The sequence below is a fragment of the Collinsella aerofaciens genome, from assembly GCF_015552075.1.
Lineage (GTDB): Bacteria > Actinomycetota > Coriobacteriia > Coriobacteriales > Coriobacteriaceae > Collinsella > Collinsella aerofaciens_Y.
In genome coordinates, this window is sequence record NZ_JADNDZ010000079.1 from 1 (window position 1) to 10854 (window position 10854).

At 62.7% G+C, this 10854-nt stretch carries 10 protein-coding genes; 1 reads left to right on the forward strand and 9 read right to left on the reverse strand.

Going from position 1 to position 10854, the window contains the following annotated elements:
- Positions 1–180 precede the first annotated feature (180 nt).
- The 9 genes from I2D41_RS05550 to I2D41_RS05590 all read right to left on the reverse strand — a co-directional run bounded on the left by I2D41_RS05550 (position 181) and on the right by I2D41_RS05590 (position 9755).
- A complete protein-coding gene (locus tag I2D41_RS05550; protein WP_195363825.1) occupies positions 181–570 on the reverse strand; it encodes a metal-dependent transcriptional regulator in 390 nt (129 codons plus the stop codon).
- A 182-nt stretch (positions 571–752) separates the two neighbouring features.
- A complete protein-coding gene (locus I2D41_RS05555) occupies positions 753–1523 on the reverse strand; it encodes a Cof-type HAD-IIB family hydrolase (protein ID WP_195363826.1) in 771 nt (256 codons plus the stop codon).
- A 6-nt stretch (positions 1524–1529) separates the two neighbouring features.
- Positions 1530–3389 (reverse strand): ABC-F family ATP-binding cassette domain-containing protein, encoded by a 1860-nt coding sequence (locus I2D41_RS05560; protein WP_195363827.1) that lies wholly within the window; start codon positions 3387–3389, stop codon positions 1530–1532.
- 163 nt (positions 3390–3552) lie between these two features.
- Positions 3553–4425 (reverse strand): phosphate ABC transporter ATP-binding protein PstB, encoded by an 873-nt coding sequence (pstB, locus tag I2D41_RS05565; protein ID WP_217495625.1) that lies wholly within the window; start codon positions 4423–4425, stop codon positions 3553–3555.
- Complete coding sequence (gene pstA / locus I2D41_RS05570) at positions 4422–5348, reverse strand: phosphate ABC transporter permease PstA (RefSeq protein WP_171021525.1); 927 nt, start codon at positions 5346–5348, stop codon at positions 4422–4424. The genes pstB and pstA overlap by 4 nt, the downstream gene beginning before the upstream one ends.
- Positions 5341–6249: a phosphate ABC transporter permease subunit PstC gene (gene pstC, locus I2D41_RS05575; RefSeq protein WP_195363828.1), complete on the reverse strand. Its 909-nt coding sequence runs from the start codon at positions 6247–6249 to the stop codon at positions 5341–5343. Before pstC ends, pstA begins: the two co-directional genes overlap by 8 nt.
- Before the next feature lie 25 nt (positions 6250–6274).
- Positions 6275–7213 carry a phosphate ABC transporter substrate-binding protein gene (locus I2D41_RS05580; RefSeq protein ID WP_195363829.1) on the reverse strand — a complete coding sequence of 313 codons (939 nt, stop codon included), beginning with the start codon at positions 7211–7213 and terminating at the stop codon, positions 6275–6277.
- Between the two features lie 387 nt (positions 7214–7600).
- A complete protein-coding gene (locus tag I2D41_RS05585; RefSeq protein WP_195363830.1) occupies positions 7601–9037 on the reverse strand; it encodes a M20 family metallopeptidase in 1437 nt (478 codons plus the stop codon).
- 55 nt (positions 9038–9092) lie between these two features.
- The gene (locus tag I2D41_RS05590; protein ID WP_229042189.1) at positions 9093–9755 is read right to left on the reverse strand and encodes an HAD hydrolase-like protein; all 663 of its coding nucleotides are present in this window, start codon (positions 9753–9755) and stop codon (positions 9093–9095) included.
- 156 nt (positions 9756–9911) lie between these two features.
- Here I2D41_RS05590 and I2D41_RS05595 point away from each other — a divergent pair, with 156 nt between their 5' ends.
- Positions 9912–10772, forward strand: coding sequence for a DegV family protein (locus tag I2D41_RS05595; protein ID WP_195363831.1), 861 nt, complete (start codon positions 9912–9914; stop codon positions 10770–10772).
- The last annotated feature ends 82 nt before the right edge of the window (positions 10773–10854 follow it).

Here is a 10854-nt window from a genome sequence, read left to right on the forward strand (position 1 = left end):
CCTCGCGCTGTGGAGTGTTTTCAAAACCAAACCCGGCCCCGGCCTGCGGTGACGTAGGTGGCAGTTCTTGGGCATCGCTTGCTGGCGGGGTTCCTTTGCTGAAATGGACTTGGCCGAAAGGACCGCTGGTCCCGGTCGCTGGTTCGCGCTTTGCGCGAACTCCGCGCTACTGGGGGTTCGTTAGGATTCCGCCGCTTGGCCCGTCACCTCGCCCCGGTTCAGCATCGCCCTCAGTTTCTCGAAGCTTTCCTCGCTCAGGCAGTGCTCCATGTGGCAGCCCTCTTGCGACGCGACCTCAGCCGAAACACCCGCATCCTCCAGCAGCCCCACGAAAAAGCAGTGACGCTCCCACATTTGGCGAGCGACCTCCAGACCACGCTCCGTCAGATGAACGTCGCGCTTGCCCATTTCGACATAGCCGTTGCTTTCCAGCGTCGCCATGGCCTTGGAAACGCTCGCCTTGGTTACGCCGAGGTACTCCGCAACGTCGATCGAGCGCACGATGCCCTGGCGTTCCGACAGAACGTAGATCGATTCGAGATAGTCTTCTCCGGATTCACGTAGGGCCATGGGCCGCCTTTCGCGATGATTGCTAGTTAGCCTTTGGATACTTTCCACGGCTTACTTTACCGCAAAAGTTGCCCATGTCTTACTACTTTGCCTAAAAGTTAGCCGTGTTTCACAAAACGAGCGGGACGAAAACAAAATGGGAACACGCCCCGCAAGGAGTGTCCCCAAGTGCCGAGCCGCAGCTATAGCAGTCCAAAGTACTTCGCGGCGTTGTAGATGCCGTCGTCGTCCACGGCGGTCGTCACATAGGTCGCCGCAGCCTTCACCGTGTCCTGCGCGTTGCCCATGGCCACGCTCGTGCCCACGGCGGCAAACATCGACAGGTCGTTCTCGCCGTCGCCAAAGGCAATCGCCTCGCTCGCGTCGATACCAAGCCGCTCGAGCGTCGCCGCCACGCCCAGGTCCTTGCCGCCGTTAGCGGGAATAATGTCGCAGAATAGGTCGCACCAGCGCGTGGTGAGCGAATGCGACACGGCGTCGGTCACGATATGCTCGTCGACCGGGTCCACAAAGGCGCAAAACTGGTAGACCGGTGCGTCAAAGGCGTGCTCAAACGGCTCCTCGTGGTAGACGATTCCCGCGTTGCTGCCAGCCGTCACCACGCGCTCGGACAGGCGGTTCACAAACGAGTTCTCGCCCTGCATGCACAGCGAGTCGTAGCGCCCCTGCGCCACCTGGTCCACAATCACCGCGACGTCGTCCGAATCGATCGGGCAGCTGCGGTAAACCCCCTCGGCATCAAAGCAGTGCTGGCCCGAAAGCGTAATGTACGCATCCCAGCCCAGGTCGAACAGCCAGTCCGGCATCTGGTAGGTCGGACGGCCCGTGGCGATCACGCACGCAATCCCCTGCTCGTGAAAGCTGTCGAGCACCTGCTGCGCCGACGCCGGAATCCGGTGGGTCTTAAAGCTCAGCAGCGTGCCGTCGATATCGAAAAATGCGGCTTTGATCATTCTCGCCTACTCCTCGCCCTCGAGCTTTTCGCTCGCCTCGAGCCACGCCATCTCCAGCTCGTCCATGGCAGCGTGAGCCTCGTCGATCTTTGCCTGCTGCTCGCCGAGCGCCGTGTAGTTGGTGGGATCGACTTGGGCCATTGCTGCCTCGGCCTCCTCAACGCGGGTGCGCTGCGTCTCCATCTTGCGCTCGAGCGAACTCACCTCGCGGCGGAGCTTCTGGCGCTCGGCGTTGGACAGGCCGTTGGGCTGACCGCTCGACTTGGGCTTTTCGGCCGCAGCTGCCGCGGCACCGGTGTCGAACGTGCCGGTCTTGGCGCTCGGCGCGCCCACGGGCTCGCCCTCGGCGGTAGCGTTGCACAGGCGCAGGTACTGGTCCACGCCACCGGGCATATGCGTCAGGTGGCCGTCGAGCAGCGCCCACTGCTGGTCGGTCACGCGCTCCATCAAAAAGCGGTCGTGCGTCACCAGGATCAGCGTGCCGGGCCAGCCGTCCAGCAGGTCCTCGACAATCGCGAGCATGTCGGTATCCAGGTCGTTGCCCGGCTCGTCCAGGATGAGCACGTTGGGCTCGTCCAGAATCGTCAGCAACAGCGACAGGCGACGGCGCTGGCCGCCCGAAAGATCGCCGATGCGGCTCCAGAGCTGCTGCGTCGTAAAGCCCAGACGTTCGCAGAGCTTCTCGGGCGAAGTCTCCTTGCCGTCGATGACGTAGTACTTCTTATAGTTGCCGAGCACCTCGCGGATCGTGTCGCCCATGTAGGGCTTGAGCTCCTCGAGCTGCTGCGACAGCACGCCAAAGCGCACTGTCTGGCCAATCTTCACGCGGCCGCGCGTGGGTTCAATCTTGCCCTGGATCACGTCGAGCAGCGTCGACTTGCCGGCACCGTTCTCGCCCAAAAGGCCATAGCGGTCGCCCGCACCAATGAGCCAGGTCACGTCAGAGAGCACCTGCTTGGGCGCGCCATCGGTATCCGCATAGCCGGCGTCCACGTCGACCACATCGATAACCTGCTTGCCCAGGCGGCTCACGGCGAGGCGCTTGAGCTCCAGCTCGTCACGCACGGGCGGCACGTCGGCGATCAGCTCGCGAGCGGCATCAACGCGAAACTTGGGCTTGGTGGAACGCGCCTGGGCGCCGCGGCTCAGCCACGCGAGCTCCTTGCGCGCCATGTTGCGACGGCGTTCCTCGGTAACCGCGGCCATGCGGTCGCGCTCCACGCGCTGCAGGATATATGCGGAGTAGCCGCCCTCGAAGGGATCGACCTGGCCGTCGTGGACCTCCCACATGCTGGTGCAGACCTCGTCCAAGAACCAGCGATCGTGCGTGACCACGAGCATGGCGCCCTGACCGCGCTGCCAGCGAGCCTTAAGATGGCGTGCAAGCCAGTTGATGGTGCGCATGTCCAGATGGTTAGTGGGCTCGTCGAGCATGAGCACGTCGTAGTCGCCGATCAACAGGCGCGCGAGGTCCACGCGGCGGCGCTGGCCACCCGAAAGCTCGCCCACCGTGCCCTCCCAGGGCACATCGCTAATGAGACCGGCGAGGATCTGGCGCGTGCGGGGGCTCGACGCCCACTCATACTCGGGCGTGTCGCCCACGACGGCATGGTGCACGGTGTCGGTGTCGACAAGCTGGTCCTTTTGGCCGAGCAGGCCGATCGTGGTGCCGCGACGATGCGTCACGCGGCCGTCGTCGGGCTCCAGCGTGCCGGCGAGCACGCTCAGCAGCGTCGACTTGCCGTCGCCGTTTTTACCGACAATACCAATACGGTCGCCCTCGCCCACGCCGAGCGTCACGCTATCGAAAATATGCTTGGTGGGAAACTCTAGGCTGACGGAATCGCATCCCAAAAGAATCGCCATATGCCCTGCTCCTTCGTAGAAATTCAACGTTGTCCATAATAGCAGCGAAAAGGCGGGCCGCACACGACACAAAAAGGCGGGCCATCTCCCAAAAGAGATGACCCGCCTCTCCAATCAGTCCCGTAGCAACCGTGGCCGCCGCGGGCCTCAAGCATGTCCCGGACTAGGAGAACATGCCGGTGAGGTAATCATTCAGCCGCTTATCCTTGGGCCGTTGGAAAATCTCGTCAGTCTCGTCGTACTCGACCATATCGCCCATGTAGAAGAACGCCGTGCGGTTGGACACGCGCGACGCCTGCTCCATGTTGTGCGTCACGATAACGATGGCGCGGTCGGCCACGATCGATGACATGAGGTCCTCGATCGCCAGCGTCGAGATGGGGTCGAGCGCCGAGCAGGGCTCGTCGAACAGAATCACGTCGGGGTTGAGCGCCAGCGTGCGCGCGATGCACAGACGCTGCTGCTGGCCGCCCGAAAGCGCATAGGCGCTCTTGTCGAGCTTGTCCTTGACCTCGTCCCACAGCGCCGCGCCGCGCAGGCTCTCCTCGACCATGCGGTCGAGTTCGTCGCGGTCGGTGATGCCGTGGCGCCTAGGCGCAAACGTGATGTTGTCGCGAATGGACTTGCGAAACGGGTTGGGCTGCTGGAACACCATGCCAATGGAGCGACGCAACTCGTAGGTGTTCTCGGTCTTGGTGTTCACGTTGCGCCCGCGATAGTTGATCTCGCCCTCCACGCGGCAGCCGCGAATCTCGCGATTCATGAGGTTGAGGCTACGCAAGAAGGTCGACTTACCGCAGCCCGAAGGCCCGATGAGCGCCGTGATCTCACCCTTGTGAAAGTCGAGCGACGTATTGTGCAGTGCATGGTGGTCGCCATAGTACACGTTGACGTCCTTGGTGGAGAGCACGACCTCGTCGCTCACGGCCTTGCCGCTCGCGCGCACGCGCTTCTCGCTCTCCCCCACGCTCGACAAAAAGTCCTGGGTCTCGGACGATGCCGCCTCAGTTGCGGGCGTTGCATTTATCTCGCTCATTCGGCCGTCATCTTCCTTGCCAGTTGTTTGCCCACGATACGGGCGACTACGTTAAACAGCAGCACGCAAATCATCAGCAGCGCCGCGGTGCCCCAAACGATCTGCTGGGCCTCGGGGCTGCCCTCGCCATAGATCTTGTAGATGTGCACGGCGAGCGACTCACCGGGGCGGAACACGTTCCAGGCGCAGGTGGGGCTCGACAGGTTAAAGCTCAAGAAGTTCAGACGCACCGGCGAGCTCATGCCCGAGGTAAAGAGCAGCGCCGCGGCCTCACCAAAGACGCGGCCGGCCGAAAGCACGATGCCGGTCACGATGGCGGGCATGGCCTCGGGAATCAGGATGTGCAGCGTGGCCTCCCAGCGGGTAAGGCCCATGGCCAGGCATGCATCGCGCTGGGCCTGTGGCACGTCCTCGAGCGCCTGCTGAATCACGCGCACCAGAATGGGGATATTGAACATGGTGAGCGCGACGGCGCCGGAGATGATGGAGTACTTCCAGCCCAGCTGCACCGAGAACACCAGGAAGCCAAACATGCCGACGACGATGGAAGGCAGCGAGGACAGCGTCTCGATGGCGGTAGAGGCGATGTCGCGGATAGGGCCGTTCGGCGCGTACTCAACCAGGAAGACCGCTCCGCCTAGGCTGATGGGCACCGAGATGATCAGAGTGATCAGCAGCAGGTAGAACGAGTCGAACAGCTGGTAGAGCACGCCGCCCTGCGTTCCGTTGGCGCGCGACGGCTCTGTGAGAAAGCCCGGCTGGAACAGCGTCGAGATGCCCTCGAACAGGATATAGGCCACCATGGAGATGACGATGAGCATGACGATGGCGACGATCGCCGTCAGCACGCCCGTGGCGATGCGATCCTGCTTTTGGACACGCCCGAGCCTCGCCTCGTCGATGTGGATGCGCGTGCTAGCCACGAGCCTTCGCCCCCTTGCGGCCAATGAGATGGATGATCAGGATGAAGATGAGGCTCATGCCCATCAGCAGCAGACCGAGTGCCCACAGGACGTCGTCTTGGGCCGAGCCCTCGGCATAGACTGCCATGGACGTGGTGAGCGTGGTGGTGATGGTCGAAGCCGGCGACAGCAGCGACGTCGGCATGGCCTCGATGCCGCCGATGACCATGCGCACGGCGAGCGTCTCGCCAAAGGCGCGGGTCATGCCCAAGATAACCGCGGTCATGAGCGACGGCATGGCGGACTTGAGCACCACGTGCCAGATGGTCTGCCAGCGGGTGTAGCCCAGCGCGAGCGAGCCCTGGCGGTAGCCGTCGGGCACGGCGCGCAGGCCATCGACCGAAAGCGTGGTCATGGTCGGCAGAATCATGACAGCCAGCACGATGGCGCCGGGCAAGATGCCCAGACCCGTACTCACGTGGAAAACGCTCTTCATAAGGCCGACGACCACGTGAAAGCCAATCAGGCCAAAGACGACCGAGGGAATACCGGTCAAAAGCTCAATGAGCGGCTGAAAGACCTTGGAGCCAAACTTAGGGCTAATCTCGACCGCAAAGATGGCAGAGCCGATGGCGATGGGCAGCGCGATGAGCGTGGAGAGCACCATGACCGCAAACGAGGTGACGATCAGGGGCAGGGCGCCGGTATAAGGCAGGCCGTTTTCGGCCGTGTTGGCCAGGTCCCACTTGGTGCCGGTGAAAAACTCGACGACCGAGACGCCGTCCTTGACAAAAGCCGAGAGGCCCTTTTGGGCGACCATAAAGATGAGCGCGGCAACGACAAGCGTCACGAGCGCTACGCACGCGCCCGTGACGCCCAGGCCCACGTTCTCAAGGTCGCGCTTTGGCAGCTGTTTTGCCATTGCAAACCTTTCCGGGGGCGATTGCTTATTTAGCGGAGACCTTGCCGCTGGCGTCCTTGACGACCTTCATGGCAGAGACGGGGATAAAGCCCTGCTCCTCGACGAGTTTGCCCTGGACGTCGTCGGAGAGCATGAACTCAAGGAAAGCCTTGGTAGCCTCGTCGGCGTCCTTGGAGCAGTACATGTGCTCGGTCGCCCAGATCTTGAAGGAGTCGTCGGTGACGTTCTTGCTCTTGGGCTCGACGCCCTCGACCTTGATGGCGTTGAACTTGGAGTCATCGAAGTGCGAGAAGTCGAGGTAGGAGATGGCGTTGTCGGTACTGCCCATCTGAGTCTGGACGTCGCCGGACTTGTCGAGCTCGGCGTCGCCCTTAAAGTCGACGGCCTCGTCACCAAAGACGGCGGCCTCGAAGGTGGCACGGGTGCCGGAGCCGGCCTTGCGGTTGAGGACGACGATCTTGGCGTCGTCGCCGCCGACCTCCTTCCAGTTGGTGATCTGGCCGGAGAAGATGCCCTTGAGCTGCTCGAGGGACAGGTCGTCGACCTTGACGTTCTTGGAGACGACGGGACCCATGCCCACGACGGCGACCTCGTGGTCGACGAGGTTCTTGACCTGATCGGCCTCGAGCTTGGTCTCGGCGAAGACGTCGGAGTTGCCGATGGTGACGGTGCCGGCGGCGACAGCGGTCAGGCCCTTGCCCGAACCGTTACCCGAGCCGGAGACGGAGACATCGGGGTTGGCGTCCATGAACTTCTCGGCAGCGGCCTCGACGAGAGCCTGGAACGAGGAGGCACCATCGTAGGTCACCTCGCCGGAGACGGACTCGGCAACGGCGGCGCTACCCGTATCGGCGGCGTCGGATGCGCCTGCGCCGCCGCAACCAACGAGACCGAGACCGACGATGCTGGCAAGACCACCAGCGAGGCCGAGGAACTGACGACGAGAATAAGCCTGATCGAGCATGATCTTCCTTTCATACATGCGACTCGCGGGCACCCTGCCCGCTTTGCTGTTTGGAAAGATACGACCCCGACCGGGCAGCACCAGCGCCAACTGCGGTTTCTTACGGGCTATTGATAGACCTTTACCGCAAGCTCTGCCCAGCCTTTACAAACGGATAACAATCCAGCGCCGAACATGGCGCACCTTTTACACCAAAGGAACGTCCCCAATGACTACCCCACCGCAACAGAAAAAGCCCGGGCCGAAGCACCGGGCTCGTAATGCAAGTTTGTATCCAAGCAGGATATAGGGGTTTCCCAAGTGCCCGAGATTGCCCCGAAAGAGGAGCGCCGCGTACTTTGACGCAAGCGACGGTTTGAGGGGCAAGGTCGGGTGCCTGGGGAAGCCCTAAAGTTCCAGTTCGTTGAGGCGCAGGATCGCCACGATATAAATCTTGAGCGCCTGCTTGAGCTGTTCTTCGCTGGCACACTCGTTGGGGCCGTGCATCTGGCCGCCCCACGCGGGCAGCTCCAGGCCGGTCTCTTCGGGGCCAAACGATACGGCGCGGGCAAAGTTGCGCGCGTACGTGCCACCGCCCATGGCGAAGGGCTCGGCATGCTTGCCCGTAAACTCGTTATAGGTATCAATCAGCGCTTTCACGGCCGGATCGTCGGCAGAGACCGAGAACGGCACCTTGGTACGACCCACGAGATACGTCACACCAAAGCGGCCCACGAGCGGCTCGAGCTGCTCGCAGATGGTATCGGCGCTCGTGCTGTCGGGGAAGCGCACGTCGATGACCTGCTCAATATGGCCATCCGCCACGCGGATGACGCCAGCGTTGCAGGTAAGCGGGCCAAACGCCGGACTCGTCGCATCGATACCCAGGCCGCGGCCATAGGCATCCGCATGCACAAAGGCCAGGAACTTGACGAACTCGTGCTCGGCAGGCGTCAGCAGGCGTTCGTCGCGTGCACCAAACGCGTCCTCGGCCTCGCGCAGATACGCCACGATCAGGCCGACGGCGTTAATCGTTCCCTCGGGCATCGAGGCATGACCGCCAATGCCATGGGCAAAAATCTGCGCGTGCCCGTTATCGAGCGCCGTAATCTCCAAGCGGTCGGCGTTCTCGACCGGCGCCGGCAGCTCATCAGCGGCAATCGCGAGCTCGCAGATGGACTGCGACGGAATGGCGTTGCTCGCCTCGGCACCGCTCCAGGACACAATGCGCCCGCCGTCGATCTTGGGGCTCACAAACGTCGCCCCAAACTGGCCCTTCTCGGCATTGCAGACCGGGAACTCGGCATCGGGCGTAAACAAAAAGTCGGGGTCTGCGTGGTTCTCCAGATAATGGTGAACGTCGGACATGCCCACTTCCTCATCGCAGCCCAGCAGCGCGCGGAAGGTATAGCGCGGCACAATGCCGTGCTTGAGCAGGTAGGCACCGGCGTAGAGCGACAGCACCGCCGGACCCTTGTCATCAATCACGCCACGGCCGAGCAGCCAGCCCTCGCGACGCTCCATCGCAAACGGGTCGGTGTTCCAGCCGGGGCCAGCGGGTACCACGTCAACATGGCAGATAGTCGCGAGCTGTTTGTCGCCGCGGCCCGGGATATCGGCGATTCCCACATAGCCCTCGTCGTCGCTCGTCTGATAGCCGAGCTTTTGCGCAATGCCGAGCGCGCAATCGAGCGCATCACGGACCGGGCGGCCAAACGGCGCACCGAGCTCCGCATTGGCAGCAACGGCCACGGACGGATAGCTCACCAGCTGTTCGATATCGGCAACGACATCTTCCCAGACCTCGTCGACATACTCGGTAACGCTCTGCTCCACCTGATTCATGGACGACCTCCTTACCAATGAGCGACGGATACGCCCGCCCCTCACATTACGTCTATTAGATAGCGAAAAGTTTAGCAAGCTCGGCCACCGAGTGCACCACCGCATCGGCGCCCGCTGCCTCGTGCTCCCCCGGCGCCGCCGCACCCGAATAAATGCCGATGCACGGCACGCTCATCGCGTGCGCGCCTTCCACGTCGTTAAAGCGATCGCCGATCATCACGGCATCGCCCGCCGTCGCGCCGAGCGCCGCCAGGGCATCGCGAACCGAATCGGCCTTGGTCTCGCGCCCCTGCGACGGATTCATGCCGACCACCGCCTCAAACTGAGAAAGCCCCAGCTCATGCACCATGTCAATGCACTTTGCTTCCATGCGAGACGTCGCGACCGCCATGCGATGCCCCTGCGCGGCAAGGCCATCGAGCAGCTCGGGGATTCCGTCGAACACGGGATACTCTTCAGGTCCCAGCTCATCAAAAAAGGCACGGTACTCGTCAGCCACCACAAGCGACTCCTCGCGGGAAAAGCCGTAAAAGTCGTGAAAGCTCTTCCACAGGGGCGGCCCGATCATACGGCGCAGATCACCCATCTGCGCCTCCGAAAACCCGCGCGCAGCCAGCGTCTTGCGCGTCGAGGTCATCACTGCCCGGCCCGTATCTGCCACCGTGCCGTCAAAATCGAACAACACGACCGGCCGTTTGCCTATCTCCAACGCCTCCATCGGCATTCCTCTTCCCCAGTTGACGATTTCCACACCGACACTTCAAACTGTTGACTATTCAACAATTGAACCTAGTAATGTGGAACGACTCTACTATACTTGTCGCACTTTGCTCTCAGAAGGCGGCGCGCAAGCGCCCCAACGAAAGGTGCAATTATGTCTTTTGCCATCATAACCGACTCCACGTCGGACATCTCCCCCGCCCACGCTCAAGAGCTCGGCATTTACGTGATTCCGCTGCATGTGATTATCGAGGGCGAGGACCTGCTCGACCAGGTGCAGATTACCGCCGAGGAATACGTCGCGCGCATGGCCGGCTCCGAGCAACTGCCGCACACCTCGCAGCCGAGCGCCGGCGAGTTCAAGGCACTCTTTGACCGCGCGCTCGCCGACGGCCATGATAGCGCCATCTTTATCTCACTGTGCAGCGAGTGGTCCGCCTGCTATGCCAACGCCAGCCTGACGGCCGAAACGCACGAACTCGACGTGCGCTGCATCGACTCGCGCACCGGCTCGGGTGCCGAGGGCCTGCTGGTGGAGTACGCGCTGGCCATGCGCGAGGACGGCCGCAGCCTGGACGAGACCGAGGCGCAGATCCGCGCGACGCTGCCCGACGCCCACCTGCTGCTGATTCCCCGCACGCTCGAGAACCTCGTTAAGAACGGCCGCGCGCCCAAGCTCGCCGGCCAGCTCACGCAGATGCTCAACATTCGCCTGGCCGTTTCGCCGGAGTGGAAATCGGGCGAGATCAAGGCCATCAAGAAGGGCCGCGGCGCCAAGCGCATCGTCGTCAACACCATGGCCGACTGCCTCGCGTTTTTGGCTGAGCATCCGGGTTCAAGCGTGCGCGTGCTCACGACCGGCGCCGCCGAGGAGCAAGAGCTCGTCAGCCAAGCGCTCGCAGGCCAAGACTATGTAGACGCCGGCACCGGCCCCATCGGCTGCACCATCGCCACCCATGTAGGCATCGACGCCATCGCCATCAGCTACTGCCCCCGCTACCAGCCAACTCACTAGGGACGCCCACATCAGTTGCGGTGAAATAGGGTAGCGCGCAGAGATGTGGTGTAAGAGGCGGGGCATGCCCCGCCTCTTCTCT